Annotated in this window: 12 protein-coding genes; 3 read left to right on the top strand and 9 right to left on the bottom strand. The window is 44.0% G+C overall.

What is annotated here, in order from left to right; genetic code table 11:
• Positions 1-144 precede the first annotated feature (144 nt).
• Positions 145-1,935 (bottom strand): YhgE/Pip domain-containing protein, encoded by a 1,791-nt coding sequence (locus ACOSV2_RS20335; protein ID WP_428976653.1) that lies wholly within the window; start codon positions 1,933-1,935, stop codon positions 145-147.
• A gap of 2 nt (positions 1,936-1,937) precedes the next feature.
• Positions 1,938-3,995: an efflux RND transporter permease subunit gene (locus ACOSV2_RS20330; protein ID WP_428976652.1), complete on the bottom strand. Its 2,058-nt coding sequence runs from the start codon at positions 3,993-3,995 to the stop codon at positions 1,938-1,940.
• Between the two features lie 159 nt (positions 3,996-4,154).
• Between ACOSV2_RS20330 and ACOSV2_RS20325 the strand changes: the two genes are divergently transcribed.
• Positions 4,155-4,721 carry a TetR/AcrR family transcriptional regulator gene (locus ACOSV2_RS20325; protein WP_428976651.1) on the top strand — a complete coding sequence of 189 codons (567 nt, stop codon included), beginning with the start codon at positions 4,155-4,157 and terminating at the stop codon, positions 4,719-4,721.
• Between the two features lie 125 nt (positions 4,722-4,846).
• Here the strand turns inward: ACOSV2_RS20325 and ACOSV2_RS20320 are convergent, their stop codons facing one another.
• The 3 genes from ACOSV2_RS20320 to ACOSV2_RS20310 all read right to left on the bottom strand — a co-directional run bounded on the left by ACOSV2_RS20320 (position 4,847) and on the right by ACOSV2_RS20310 (position 6,966).
• A complete protein-coding gene (locus tag ACOSV2_RS20320) occupies positions 4,847-5,500 on the bottom strand; it encodes a DUF4937 domain-containing protein (protein ID WP_428976650.1) in 654 nt (217 codons plus the stop codon).
• 75 nt (positions 5,501-5,575) lie between these two features.
• A complete protein-coding gene (locus tag ACOSV2_RS20315) occupies positions 5,576-6,541 on the bottom strand; it encodes a quinone oxidoreductase family protein (RefSeq protein WP_428976649.1) in 966 nt (321 codons plus the stop codon).
• Between the two features lie 272 nt (positions 6,542-6,813).
• Positions 6,814-6,966, bottom strand: a complete 153-nt coding sequence (locus ACOSV2_RS20310) for a hypothetical protein (protein ID WP_428976648.1) — start codon at positions 6,964-6,966, stop codon at positions 6,814-6,816.
• Positions 6,967-7,075: 109 nt separating this feature from the next.
• On the opposite strand from ACOSV2_RS20310, the gene ACOSV2_RS20305 reads away from it, so the two are divergent.
• A complete protein-coding gene (locus tag ACOSV2_RS20305) occupies positions 7,076-7,528 on the top strand; it encodes a universal stress protein (RefSeq protein ID WP_428976647.1) in 453 nt (150 codons plus the stop codon).
• Between the two features lie 368 nt (positions 7,529-7,896).
• On the opposite strand, the gene argH is transcribed toward ACOSV2_RS20305, so the two are convergent.
• Both argH and ACOSV2_RS20295 read right to left on the bottom strand, forming a co-directional pair.
• The gene (argH, locus tag ACOSV2_RS20300) at positions 7,897-9,285 is read right to left on the bottom strand and encodes an argininosuccinate lyase (protein WP_428976646.1); all 1,389 of its coding nucleotides are present in this window, start codon (positions 9,283-9,285) and stop codon (positions 7,897-7,899) included.
• Positions 9,282-10,493, bottom strand: a complete 1,212-nt coding sequence (locus ACOSV2_RS20295; protein ID WP_428976645.1) for an argininosuccinate synthase — start codon at positions 10,491-10,493, stop codon at positions 9,282-9,284. The genes argH and ACOSV2_RS20295 overlap by 4 nt, the downstream gene beginning before the upstream one ends.
• Before the next feature lie 210 nt (positions 10,494-10,703).
• Here ACOSV2_RS20295 and ACOSV2_RS20290 point away from each other — a divergent pair, with 210 nt between their 5' ends.
• Entirely contained in the window at positions 10,704-11,021 is a 318-nt protein-coding gene (locus tag ACOSV2_RS20290; protein ID WP_428976644.1) for a hypothetical protein, read from the top strand.
• A 19-nt stretch (positions 11,022-11,040) separates the two neighbouring features.
• Here the strand turns inward: ACOSV2_RS20290 and ACOSV2_RS20285 are convergent, their stop codons facing one another.
• Together ACOSV2_RS20285 and ACOSV2_RS20280 are read right to left on the bottom strand one after the other, a co-directional pair.
• Positions 11,041-11,880, bottom strand: coding sequence for an EcsC family protein (locus ACOSV2_RS20285; protein ID WP_428976643.1), 840 nt, complete (start codon positions 11,878-11,880; stop codon positions 11,041-11,043).
• Positions 11,881-12,524: 644 nt separating this feature from the next.
• Complete coding sequence (locus ACOSV2_RS20280; RefSeq protein ID WP_428976642.1) at positions 12,525-13,718, bottom strand: acetate kinase; 1,194 nt, start codon at positions 13,716-13,718, stop codon at positions 12,525-12,527.
• Positions 13,719-14,099 lie beyond the last annotated feature (381 nt).

Genomic DNA, 14,099 nt, shown 5'->3' with positions numbered 1-14,099 from the left:
TTGAATTCCTTCGAAAATATGTTATTTTCCATACCAATTATTTCAAAATATTCAAATTTACACAATCTTTTATTCCACTAAAAAATGACACAAAGGTGATTCTAAAACCAATCACCTTTGTGTCATTCATCAAATACTTTAATGTTACTTGAACAAATCCATCAGCAGATCCCAAAATCCTTTTTCTTTCTTCGGCTCTGCTTTCTTCGTTTCTTGTTCTTCTTTTTCAATGCTTTCTGTCTTGATCACAAATTGCACGGAAGATACTTTTTCGTTTTTGGAGGAAACGAAGGATACCGGCTTGAAATCCGATTTATCGTATTCAGCCAACATCTTATTGATTTCCTCTTGCATTTTTCCAGGGAGGTTTTTCGTTTCCTGATGTAGTTCGCTCGTTCCATTATGAAGGTCTGCGACTCCACCTTCTAATTCGTTTGTTCCTCCAGCCAGTTCAGCAATGCCGGAATGGAGCTTCCCGTAAGAAGTGGATAACTGACCCACGCCTTCTGTATAGCGGACCAATCCGGAGTGGAACTCGCCGTAGTTGGCGGACAGTTCACCCATTCCTTTTTGCAGCTGGGCAAACCCGCTCATATCCGTTTCTTTTAATGATGCTGAAAGATTATTCGAGATGGAAGTCAGCTGTCCGCTCATCTCGTTGACGGAACCACTCACCTGATTCAAGGTCGGTTCCACAGCAGCGAAGGCTTCCTTGACGCTCGCATAGGTCCCCTTCACTTTTTGCGCAGCTTTATGGGACTCCAACAATTTATCCACTACCTGCCGGTCCGCTCCGCTTTCATATAATGCGGCAATCTCTTCTTCCGAAAGCTCGGAAGCAGGGATTTCCGCCATCGCAGCGTCCAATGCAGCGTAGGCTGAAGAATAGTTCTTCTGCAGGGTCGATAACCCATTCGCGGCTTCTGTCAGGCCATCTGCCAATTGCGTCAAACCAGCCGGCAGCTCATTCAATGCTGATAAATCCATTTCAGCAGGATTCGCAGCCAGTGACTGATTGATGGTTCGCAGTGCATCGCCGATAGAATTCGAGGCTCCGACAATTTGAGACGAAGAACCGTTCAATTCACTGATGCCATTTTTATATTGAGCCGAACCGTCACGCAGGCTCGATCCCCCATCGTTCAATTGGGACACACCATTTTCCAGGTCGGCCACCCCGGTATTTAACTTCCCGATGGCATCTGATAGTTCCGATATGTCATCCGTCATACCTTCTGTTCCCGTCGTATCAATTGGGAGTGTCGAAGGGACCGCCGCGATCTGAACACCCTCGAACTCAAAGTCCGCTACATCCGCTTCCACGCTTAGCTTTTTCTCTTTTCCAGGCATGACCGTAAAGGTGATTTGCTTATTCTTCCCAGCATTCGCCACCATTCCGTCTGCCGCTTCGATGTTTTCATACGTATTCGGCAGGTTCAGGGAAACCTGCAGTAAATAATTCTCATAAAATACAGTACCTGCATTCTTATTTTCAGCAGTGTCGATGTTGATTTCGAGGTGTCCGCTTTTACCTGCAAGTTGTGATGGATCGATTTTCTTCCCATCCAAGCTATACGATACCGTCACATTCCATGGTAACTTTGTATCTTCATTCATGTTTCCTTGATACGTGAACTTTCCTTTCGGGGCATCCATTTCAATCTTCTGCCCCTCCAGCTCAAGCTTCTTCAGATCCGTCAGATTCTTGACGCTGCTGAATTTCCCGTAATCGAGGATCTTTCCGGCACGAGCTACCTCGAAGGTATTCACGACATAGATAGAATCCAGGTCTCCAGCTGCGTCCAATGTCGCGTACACGACTTCATCCTTCGAAGTAACCTTTCCTTCGGTTGCCGCTTGGGCTGGTACACTAAGAAATGAAGGCAAGAATAGCATCAACGCGAGTGCAGAATAACGTAATTGTTTTTTTCTCATCATCATTTCTCCTCATAAAAATTTGCTTTATAGGTTGTTTTCTTAATGACTTTATCGAATACCAGGAGCATCGCCGGCAGGACAAAGAGGACCATGATAAAGGCTAGCAGCGCCCCCCTGCCCATCAGTAGACCGATGGATCCAACAATCGGATTGGAAGAGGTGATCCACAGAATAAAGCCGACACTCGAAAGGATCGCTGCCGAAATCGAAATCGAGAATGTCTTCTCATCCAAGGTTCTCACCATTGCTTCTTTAGCAGGCATTTCCTTGCGATAATGGGTATAGGCCTCTGTAAATAAAATCCCATAATCGACCGTCGCGGCAAGCTGTACCGTGCTGATGATCAAATATCCGACAAACACGAGGGGCGTATTTGTGAAGTACGGAATCGATAAATTGATCCATACGGCCGCTTCAATCGTAATGAGCAGTACCACCGGAATCGTAATCGATTTAAAGCTGAACAGAAGCACAAGAGCAATCGTCACGACCGTCAGCACATTCACGACCACATTATCCTTGTTGACGGTATTCTTGATGTCATATAGCGTCACGCTCTCCCCCAGCGCCAGAGCTTCATCCCCGTAATAATCCGCCGCCGCATCTTCCACCTTCTCTACGATGGCAAAAGGAACCTCTCCTTCCGTACCCTGATTCGTGTTAATGACAATCCGGCTGTAGTTTTCAGAGTAGAATTCATCCGTGATCGATTTATCCAGGTATTCAGGGGGGATCTCAGAGCCAACCTGATTCACATACGCCATGACTCCTGTCACATAATCAAGGGATTCGATGTCCTCCACGAGCTCCTTCTCTTTGGCCGTATCTCCTTTAGGAACTAAAAGAACGATGGGTGTCGTTTCACCAAATGCCTCCTCCACCTTCTTGAAGTCACTCCCGACACGGGTGTTTTCCGGCTGCTCACCTGACCCGTAAATGAATGAAGTATTCGTTTGCCCCAGGAAGGCAGGGACCAGAATCGCAAATACAAAGATCAGGCTCGGAACCTTCCATTTCAATACCTTGTTCCCGATACCCTTGAAGCTCGGCACAAAGCTCTTATGTTTCGTCTTATCCATCCATTTATAGAAAACAAGCGTCAGTGCAGGGAGGAACACCATTACACTAATAAAGCTCAGGACGATTCCCTTCACCAGGTTCACCCCGAGATCCGACCCGATCTGAAACTCCATGAATGTAAGAGCGATAAACCCGAAGAACGTCGTTGCCGCACTTGCCGTGATCGCAGGAAAACTCTTCTTCATCGCCAGCTTCATCGCTTCTTCCGGATCATCCGTCACTTTCCGGTAATCGGAAAAGCTATGAAGCAGGAACACCGCGTAATCCAGCGACACCGCCAGCTGCAGGATCGGCGCAACCGACTGGGTGACGAAGGAAACCTCCCCAAGGAAGATATTCGTTCCCAGGTTGATGAGAACCGACACCCCGATCGCCGTCAGGAAGAACAGCGGTTCGATCCACGAAGTCGTTGAGACGACGAGAATCAAAATTATGAGGGGTACCAGTAACATCCCTGCATACATCGATTCACTTCCGGCCATTTTCTGAGAACTTGCCGTATTAGCCGCTTCACCGGCAATCGCACCATCACTACCGATCAGCTCATAGATTTCATCGGTGATCCGGACCTCATCACCGGTAGCGACACTGATGGAAAACAGCGCATTCTGATCACTATAGTAATTCTCGACCGTCTCCTTGTCCGCCACTTCCAAAGGCGTCTTCAGGTCGACCATATCATCCAGCCACATCACTTCCGATACTCCGTCTATGGCTTCAAGCTTTTCTTTAAATCCGAGTGCCTCCTGTATCGTCACACCCGTCACCATGACCCGCGTATCGGGAACGTCCCCCGTGAACTCCTTTTCCATGATGTCCATGGCCTGTGTCGACTGGGCATCATCGGGCAAATAATCGACCATATTATAATTGACCTTCACAAAAAACTGCGCCGCCGTTGACAACACCGTCACCAGCATAAACGCAATCAGAACAGCTTTCTTATGCTTTATGATCCAAGATGCAATATTTATCATCTTTCATCCTCTCTTGTCTCTTTCACATTTTCACATTATCATTATAATAAACACCGTGTTGGATATTCAACGGACAGTTGCATAAGGAATGTTCAATACTCAACACATCACTCACGTGTGTTGGGTAACTCAGAAAAAGCAGGAAAGGAACGTTGATTTTTGAACTCAAAAATGGACCGACGAAAAAAATATACACGCATGGTTTTAAAAGACAGCCTCTTGAAACTATTGCAGGATAAATCAATCTCTAGCATCACCATCAAAGAAATCTGTGAAACGGCAGACATCAACCGATCCACCTATTATGCCCACTACTCAAACCAATACGAACTGCTCGAGGCAATCGAAGAAGAATTCATCGAGGACCTGACCGTCACACTGGGTAAGTATAACTTCTCAAAAGAAGAAGAAGCCCTGCAAATGACCGAAAAACTATTCGAATACATCGCCGACAAAAGCGATATCTGCGAGGCCCTTCTCAGCGAGAACACCGATATGTACTTTCTAAAGAAAGGCATGATCATCACCCACGAATTCATCTTCAAAAACTGGATCACCGACAGCCGGATCGATCAAGAAACCTATGAATACATCAATATGTTCATGGTGAGCGGAAGTATTCATGTCATCAAAAATTGGGTGGAAAACGGGATGGATAAAACGCCTGGGGAGATGGCAGGGATCTTGCACCGGTTTATTAATCGGGGGTTGTCGGGGGTGAGGTAGAGAAATTGCTCACAAAAAAAGCCTGCCCGAAGACGTAGACAACTCTTTTGGGTAGGCTCTTTATCTTTATATTATGTGGATGCGCATGTTCAATCCTATGTTCATAGAAACATGTACCCTTTCATTCAACTATCGTTATTACATGGAAGTACCCGCCACGCTTCTTCAAGCACAAGTTCTTCTCCCTTAATATCCTGCACATCGGTTTGCATCTTAGTTGCAGTAACTAAAACCGGAAAATGCTTTTCCACATATTTTTGATGGAATCTCTCATTTTCCCAACAGGTAAACACTAGAAAATCTCTCATTCTCTTTTTAGAAATAGCAAATGATCTCCCGAGAAACCCTTCAGCTAGGCTCATTCCCGGATTCCAAATCTCCTTTTGCATGTCAATAAAATGATCTGCATGTCCAGGTTTCACTAGTGCCCTGGCCACTCGAACATATTTAGCTTTCTCTAAAACATGAGTTATCTTCTTTTTCGAACCAGGGATCGTAAAACTCTCCTCATACAAAGATACAGCTATAGACTTATAGGTACTCGATTGATTTGAATGGAGAAGGATTTTGTCATGTGAGTTATCCATGAAATATTGATTGGCTTCTTGATTTTCCCAAAAAGCAAAAATACAGGCTATCAATGGTTCCTTATTACTCCACCCACCAACCTGGCCCAAAAATCCGTTCAGCGGACTCAGCGCTTCCCAAATCTTTTGTTCTTCAAAAAAATCTTCCTTACATTCTTCGCTCACTTTACACGTAATCACTTTAATAATCATAGTACTGCCCCCCTACTAAGAAATTTCAAGGGCAACGGTGTTCTTTTAATCTGAGAAATCGTTCTCAGAAAAGATTTATACCTTAATCAACACTTTCCCCTCATAATCACGACTCTCTATCAATTCATGCGCCTTTGCTGCATCTCTCAAATCAAAGATCTGTGCAACCGGCAGGCTGACTTTCTTGGAGGCAAATAACTTTATGACCGTATCAGCAACAGGAGCTAAAAGTTCCGGTCGATGTTTCCTGGTCGTTCCTAAGCTGAAACCTTTTACATTCCTGCAGGAACTATGAACATCACTTGTTTTAAAGGTACCGGCTTTTCCACTGCTGTTGCCGAATTGAACAAGGGTTCCATATAGACCCAAACACTCGAGACTCTTGGAAGTGACTTCACCTGCTACTGAGTCGAAAATAACATTTGCTCCTTGATCATACGTGTTCTTAAGCACTTCCTCTGTAAACGAGTCGTATGTATAAACGAGATCCGCCCCTAAGTTCTTCACATACCCTTCTTTCTGCATGCTTCCAACAGTTGCAATGACCTTTTCTATACCGGCCAGTTTTGCTAGTTGTACAAGCATTGAACCTACACCACCAGCCGCACTATGGATAACGATCGTATCTCCCTTTTTCACTTGACCTACTTCATGTAAGAGTAGATAAGACAGGATGGATACCGTTGGCATGGCAGCAGCCTGTTCAAGAGGAAGACTGTCTGGGATCTTGAATACCAATTGCTTATTTGCCTTTACATATTCAGCGTAAGAACCACCTATGGGAAAGGCGATGACACGGTCTCCGACGGAAAAAGGAGACGATTCCCCCGACTTCACAATGGTTCCCGAAACATCCAACCCAAGGGTAAAGGGGAAGTTCCCCTTCACTTTAGTACCTTTCCGTGACTTGATATCTGCATAATTCACACTGGTAAATGCGGTTTTTATCAACACTTCATCTTCAGTTATTTCCGGGCATTTCACATCCGAGAATACAAGTACATCTGAATTTCCGAACTCATTTTGAACAACTGCTTTCATTATTGTAGTACCCCCATAACAAAGTAGAATCTTCTGTATAACATATTTTCCCATCATTTACTCTTCATTCTACTGTAAAAAGGGGCATTCGAATAATATTAAAACTGAAAGGACAATCATAACATTCTCTTATTGATATAAGAAAAATCAGTCCATGACATCCAATAAAAAGCAAGCAGGAAAATATCCTGCTTGCTCTCGACTGCCTTTATTCAGCTTCGTATATATTACCCTAGGCATGGAAGCTTGTAGAAAATAGGTATCTTTACTGCCTACTTCTCATTCTCTTCATTCTCATACGTGTCATATTGACCATTCTCCGTATCAATGACTCCGCTCGTATACGAATCCATGATTTGCTGGCTCACCTGTTCATTTGCCTGTTCGTCATATGTTAACTGTTCTTTCGGATCTCTCTTCTTCATATCGATTCCCCCTTATCAAATAAGTAATCCATTCCCTTATATTGTTCGAAAATTGGCTACAGATATGAGTGGAAAAATATAGTATGATAAAGGTAAGGAGGGGATAACAATGAGTTTAAAATATCAGAACATATTAGTAGCTGTAGATGGATCCAAAGAAGCGGAATGGGCTTTCAAAAAAGGGATTGCCATTGCCAAACGGAATGATGCTATTCTTTCATTGATACACGTGATCGATACCCGTTCCTTCGCGGCAATCGAATCCTATGATCGGACGGTAGGAGAAAGAGCTATCAAATATGCTGAAGAATTGTTAGAAGAGTACAAAGCAGAAGCTTCAGAAGCTGGGTTAACAAAAGTGAAAACCTATGTCGAGTACGGCTCCCCGAAAGTGATCATCCCAAGAGAAGCAACAAAGAACGTTGGAGCAGACCTTGTCATATGCGGCGCAACCGGACTCAACGCCGTCGAACGATTCCTCATCGGAAGTGTATCAGAGCATATCACCCGTGCTGCCCATTGTGATGTTCTTGTTGTAAGAACAGAAGAAGTGGAAGAGTAATTATTATATTAACCAAAAGAGCCGTTGAATGGAGATAGACTCTACATTCAACGGCTCTTTGATATTGGCACTTCCCAAAGTTTGTGAAACCATAACTAATAAGTTGATTGGAGCGGAAGGTGCTCGACTCCTGCGGGAGAAGCGGGAAGTACGAAAAGCGGAGGCGGCTCGCCCAGCCCCGACAAGCATAAGATGAATGGGCCGGGAAGGCGTTTTTTGCCTTCTTGGACCATTTAGCTTATGACCTCGAGGGGCTAGCCGCCGGAGCTAGACAGTTGAGACCCCACAGGGCAAAGCCCGAGGAGGCTCAACTCACGCCCCGCGGAAAGCGAGCGCCTGTAGCGGAAATCAATCAGCACTCGCTTTTGCTATACCGTCACAAAGGATTTTATATGAGTTTTACCCTTCTCAATCTGTACCTTCACCTGCTCAAACCCGGTACCACCATACGACTTTCTTCTTTCAACAGCCGAATACGGAGTCAAAATCGAATAAATATCTTCTTCAATCAATGAAGAAAACTCACCGTACTCCTCCAAAGAAACATCCTTCAGGTAGCAGCCTTTTTCAATACAATAAAGCACCAGCTTTCCGACGATTTCATGGGCTTGTCTGAACGGAATCCCTTTCGTCGCCAAGTAATCGGCAAGTTCCGTCGCATTGGAGAAATCATTCCCTACCGCTTCCTCCATTTGTTTCGTGTTCACTTTCATCGTAGAAATCATTCCCGTGAAAATCTTCAGGGATCCCACCACCGTTTTAACGGTATCAAACATGCCTTCCTTGTCTTCTTGCATATCCTTGTTGTACGCAAGAGGCAAGCCTTTTAAAACGGTAAGTAGAGAAATGAGATTTCCATTCACTCTTCCTGTCTTCCCTCTGACAAGCTCCGCCATATCCGGGTTCTTCTTTTGCGGCATGATGCTGCTGCCTGTCGTGAAGCTGTCATCAAGCTCGATGAATCGAAACTCTTCCGTTGACCACAGAATCATTTCTTCCGCTAAACGGGATAGATGCGTCATCATAATTGAACTGTTGCTAAGGAATTCCAGGATGAAATCACGATCACTTACGGCATCGAGACTGTTTTCATAGCATGAACCGAAGCCGAGCAGCTCTGCTGAATATTCCCGGTCGATCGGGAATGTCGTACCAGCAAGTGCCCCTGCGCCCAATGGGGATATGTCGATTCGCTTTAGAGAGTCAACGAGACGCTCCTTATCCCGATTGATCATCCAGAAATAACACATCAGATGATGAGCGAAAGAAATTGGCTGGGCACGTTGAAGATGTGTATATCCAGGAATGATCGTTTCTACATTTTCTTCTGCCTGGAGGATGATCGCCTCCTGAAGGTCCTCAACGAGTTTCACGATCTCTTGCACTCGTCTCTTTAGAAACAGATGCATGTCAGTCGCAATCTGGTCATTTCGACTTCTGCCTGTATGAAGTTTACCGCCGACCTCACCGATTAAATCAATCAGCTGCTTCTCCAAATTCAAATGGATATCTTCATACTCGACAGAAAACTGAAGTTCATTCTTTTCGGCTTTTCCGTACAGCACATGAAGTCCGTCAAGGATTTGATCCGCTTCACTGACAGTCAAGATCCCGCATTTTTTTAACATTTTCACATGGGCGATGCTGCCTTCAATATCTTCTAGAACGAGCTCCTGATCGAAGGAGATGGATGCGTTGAATTCATCCACCCACTCTTCCGGCTTCTTGGTGAAACGTCCTCCCCAGAGCTTGCTCATAGAGTCACTTTCTCCTTCTTTTCAGCGTTGACCATTGCTGAAACCTTTGTCGGCAGACCCCATAATTGAATGAATCCAACGGCTGCATCATGATCGAATTCATCGGCTTTTGTATAGGTCGCAAGTTTTTCATCATATAAAGAATTCGGTGATTTTCTTCCTTCCACGATTGCATGACCCTTGAATAACTTCACGCGTACGACACCATTCACATACACCTGAGTTTGATCAAGGAACGCTTTCAGCGCTTTATTCAGTGGCGAAAACCATAATCCTTCATAAATCAATTCCGTCATTTTCTTCTCGATCACAGGTTTGTAATGAGCAAGCTCTTTCACAAGCGTGAGGTCTTCAAGCTCCTTATGTGCCTTTAATAGCGTGACGGCAGCTGGACACTCATACACTTCACGTGACTTAATCCCCACCAGGCGGTTCTCCACATGATCGATACGTCCGACCCCATGCTTACCAGCGATGACATTCAGTTTGGTAATGATCTCATGCAGCGGATATGCAACATTATTCAATTCAACAGGAACACCATTAGAGAATGTAATCTCTACCACATCAGCTTCGTTTGGTGACTCTTCAATACTGGACGTTAAATCATATGCATCCTCAGGTGGAGCAGCCCATGGATCTTCAAGAACACCACATTCATTGCTTCTTCCCCATAAGTTCTGATCGATGCTATAAGGAGAATCAAGATTGATCGGAATAGGAATACCCTTGTCCTTAGCATATTCAATCTCTTCTTCACGTGACCATTTCCATTCGCGAACCGGTGCAATAACTTCTAAATTAGGATTCAATGCCGCGATGGATACTTCAAATCTCACCTGGTCATTCCCTTTCCCTGTACATCCATGTGCGACCGCCGTAGCATTTTCCTGCTCAGCGATTTCCACAAGTTTTTGGGCAATCAAAGGTCTTGATAGAGCAGATACCAGTGGATATTTTCCTTCGTACAGGGCGTGACTTTGTAATGCAAGTAGGGCATATTCATTTGCAAATTCTTCCTTGGCATCAATCACAAAGCTTTTTGAAGCTCCTACTTTCAGCGCCTTTGCTTGAACAAAATCTAAATCTTTTCCTTCCCCGACATCCAGGCAACATGCAATCACTTCATATCCTTTTTCCTTTAACCATTGAACCGCGACTGACGTATCTAAACCACCTGAATAGGCTAATACCACTTTTTTATTCATCCGTATCTCCTCCTGTTGATTTTATATAAAATGAATATTTATTCTTTAAGATGAATTTATATTAGCAGTTAATGAGAGATACATCAATACTTATTCATAAATTTGTATAAATTTTTTATATGTAGATTGTGAGATTGCCTTTGTACTGGGCTTGTCGGTTCATTTATTGTAGGATGAAAGGAGAATGAAACGTAAGGAGCATCCATATAGATGAAGAACGAAATTTTTTCATATGACTCAAGACTCGGGATCCACCTTCCCCGGTTCTCGAAGGATTGGCCCTCTTACTCTTCTGAGGAACAGGAAATCATCCTTCTTGAATGGGAGCGCGTGCGGGGAATGATTCCTGACCGGATCCAGGAAATAGAAGTGGAGATCGACCGACTGCAAGGCGAATTGTCTCAAGAAGAGAACTTCGAGAGATCCTGCATGATCAATGGAGAGATTTCCGAGAGAGCCTCTGAGATCAATGATTTATGGATCTGGTATCGTACCACCCCGGCAAAAACACAAAGGGGAATGATGTAAAAACATCATTCCCCTTCGTTTATTGTTCATTTTTCTTTTCGCGTAAATAGCGGTATTGATAGTATTTTTCCGCAAAATCAGTGATTTTTCTGGAAAGCTGATAATTGGACCCCGCTCCGATGGCGATGCTGACAAGGGGCAGACCGGACCACTTCTTCCCTTTGAACATCGTGATGGCCATGGCTTTAAGTGCCTGCTTCATGGACCCTTCCAGCCACGTGTAGTCTGTCAGTTGCTCTGATCCATCATAGAAGTAGTTGGAATCCTTCTTATTTAAATCCTCCATCAAATCTTCCCAGGCAAGGGCGCGAAGTCTTGCCGGAAGGGTCGCTGCATGAAACACCTTCAGTGATGTCATCATTTCAAATGGGGTCTGAACATCAAATCCATAGGTGATGGCAATGAGCTGCACCGAACGCAGGTTGATGACGAGCATGGCCGGAAGATCTGAACCGATCGCCACCAGACCACCGGTACCCGTCACCCCTCCTTGTAATAAAGAGTAAATGCGATGGCGTCCCGCATGCTGTTCTGCTATGTAATGAAGCTGATCAATCGTTAAATAATGAAGATCCTCGACCGTCTGAATGTCTTGATTAAAGGCTCGTGCCGTCACAAGGATGCGCTCACGGGCGTCATTTTGCATCTGTGAACCTTGAATCAGAGAGTGCATGTGAAACAACCAGCCATCCAGGCGCTGGAAAAATTGGCCCTGAACATCTTCAGGGATTGATTCAAATGCGTAATCCAACCATTTCACATATGTATGCTCCAAATCATTCGCTTCGTATTCAAATAATTCTTCTCTCCACGCCTTGATCGACTGCCATACCTGATTATCTCGTTCTGACCAATTCACTTCTCCCACTCCTTTTACATTCCTTAAATTACGTATAGTATACCATATCTGTGGTGGACAATCCTTTTGTTACGGGTAAGTGTTTGGAATAGTCAGTAAAGTCCATCACTGAGTGAAAAGCTTGTGGGAAGGCGCATAGAAAATTCGACAATGTGGCACGATTATTTAGAATGTCGCTTGATAAATCAGAATGTCACATGAAAAACCGGTTACCCGCACGATAATCGCTAATCCGGCATGATTTTGCTAACATAGCTCGCATGATTTCTCGTTGAAGGTTATCCAATCAAAAAAATCCGCCACCTTGTTCGCCACAATCTCCCTATCAGAAAAAAAAAGAAATGAAATAAAGAAATTCTCGCTACAATTTGAGCTATAACGGTTTATCGAAGTCATTTGAAGCCTTCACACCTTCAACCAGCATGATCCAATCCATTATTGCCCCACTTTTTAAATATATGAACCGGTTTTGACAATTTTTGATCCGGAATTCTGATTTATGATCCGGTTTCGACAACTAATGTTCCGGTATTCCGATATATGAACCACTTTTCAATTTTATGATCCTTTTGTCGAAAAATATCACTACCTACTACTAAAGTAAAAAAAACAGGACCACCATCAATGGCGATCCCGTTCAATTATTAGATATTCCCTTTTTCCACTACATCACGTGCAATCATGACTTCTTCGTTTGTCGGAATGATCATGACTTTTACAGGGGAATGCGGGTAGTTAACGAATGCTTCTTTCCCACGGACCTGATTACGTGCCGGATCCCAGTATACGCCCATGAATTCCAAGCCTTGAAGGACTCTTTCACGGATAAGTGTACTGTTTTCACCGATACCTGCTGTGAAGACAATTGCGTCTACACCGTACATGCGGGATGCATAAGAACCGATGTATTTATGGATACGGTTGGCGAACACTTCAAGAGCCAGTTCCGCACGCTCGTTACCTTCTGAAGCCTGTTGCTCGATGTCACGAAGGTCACTTGAGAACCCGGATACACCCAGCATACCGGATTTCTTGTTCAGGATATTCAATACTTCATCAGCCGTTGATCCTGTTTTCTCCATGATGAACGGGATAAGGGCCGGGTCGATATTACCTGAACGAGTACCCATGGCAACCCCCGCTAAAGGAGTGAAGCCCATTGACGTATCGATTGATTTACCGCCTTCGATCGCTGCGATACTCGCACCATTCCCAAGGTGACAAGAAATCAAGCGGACTTGCTCTTTCGGTCGGCCAAGCATTTCTGCAGCACGTTCAGATACATACTTATGGGAAGTACCGTGGAAACCATACTTACGGATACCGTAATCTTCATAGTACTCATAAGGAAGGCTGTATAAGAATGAGCTTTCCGGCATGGATTGGTGGAACGCTGTATCAAAAACAGCAACCGCTGGCACATTAGGCAGTACATTATGGAATGCCTTGATACCCGTCAGGTTTGCCGGGTTATGAAGTGGAGCCAGATCAGAAAGTTCTTCGATCTTAGACACTACTTCGTCCGTAATCAGAACAGATTCATTAAAGACCTCGCCACCATGTACGACACGATGTCCGACCCCATCGATTTCATCAAGTGAATCGATGATGCCAAAGCCTGTCAGCTTTTCAAGCAACATCTTGACCGCTACTTCATGGTTCGGAATATCTGTTACTTCTTCACGTTTCTCATCGTTCACCGTTATATTAAATACCGCATCATTCAGTCCGATACGTTCAATAAGACCTTTAGTAATAACCGTTTCTTCAGGCATATCAAAAAGCTGAAACTTTAAAGAAGAGCTTCCAGCATTAATTGCAATCACTTTTTTTGCCACGTTGTATCGCTCCTTTTGTTTTCGATCTCTTGACTCTTATTTATTCTGTTCATTGAATCATTTTTTATCTCTCAATTCCCCATTAAATCACTGACTCCCCTCCATTTCAAGAAAAAGCTTGAAATGACATCGTTTTCATGTTAAATTAAATATTTTCGCAAAAATTAGAATTCGTGGTGATATTGAGATAGTAGCGTGGAAGTTGGAGCTTGGAGGTCGACGAGGATTTTGTCGGATCGTGCAGAACGGTCGATATGTTGAAAATACGGTTGATAAAATGAAAATACGGTTGATATATTTTTCAAACGGTCTATATATTTGGTTAAGGGTCGATAAATCCGAAATCCAAATAACAATCGATACCAAAAAATCGAATGCCTC

This window comes from Rossellomorea sp. DUT-2 (assembly GCF_052665285.1).
This window is presented reverse-complemented; position numbering and strand designations above follow the sequence as displayed.

Coding starts and splice junctions, on each gene's coding strand:
- ACOSV2_RS20335 (WP_428976653.1), bottom strand. CDS start 1,935: ATGAGAAAAAAACAATTACGTTATTCTGCACTCGCGTTGATGCTATTC.
- ACOSV2_RS20330 (WP_428976652.1), bottom strand. CDS start 3,995: ATGATAAATATTGCATCTTGGATCATAAAGCATAAGAAAGCTGTTCTG.
- ACOSV2_RS20320 (WP_428976650.1), bottom strand. CDS start 5,500: ATGATTATTAAAGTGATTACGTGTAAAGTGAGCGAAGAATGTAAGGAA.
- ACOSV2_RS20315 (WP_428976649.1), bottom strand. CDS start 6,541: ATGAAAGCAGTTGTTCAAAATGAGTTCGGAAATTCAGATGTACTTGTA.
- ACOSV2_RS20310 (WP_428976648.1), bottom strand. CDS start 6,966: ATGAAGAAGAGAGATCCGAAAGAACAGTTAACATATGACGAACAGGCA.
- ACOSV2_RS20305 (WP_428976647.1), top strand. CDS start 7,076: ATGAGTTTAAAATATCAGAACATATTAGTAGCTGTAGATGGATCCAAA.
- argH (WP_428976646.1), bottom strand. CDS start 9,285: ATGAGCAAGCTCTGGGGAGGACGTTTCACCAAGAAGCCGGAAGAGTGG.
- ACOSV2_RS20295 (WP_428976645.1), bottom strand. CDS start 10,493: ATGAATAAAAAAGTGGTATTAGCCTATTCAGGTGGTTTAGATACGTCA.
- ACOSV2_RS20290 (WP_428976644.1), top strand. CDS start 10,704: ATGAAGAACGAAATTTTTTCATATGACTCAAGACTCGGGATCCACCTT.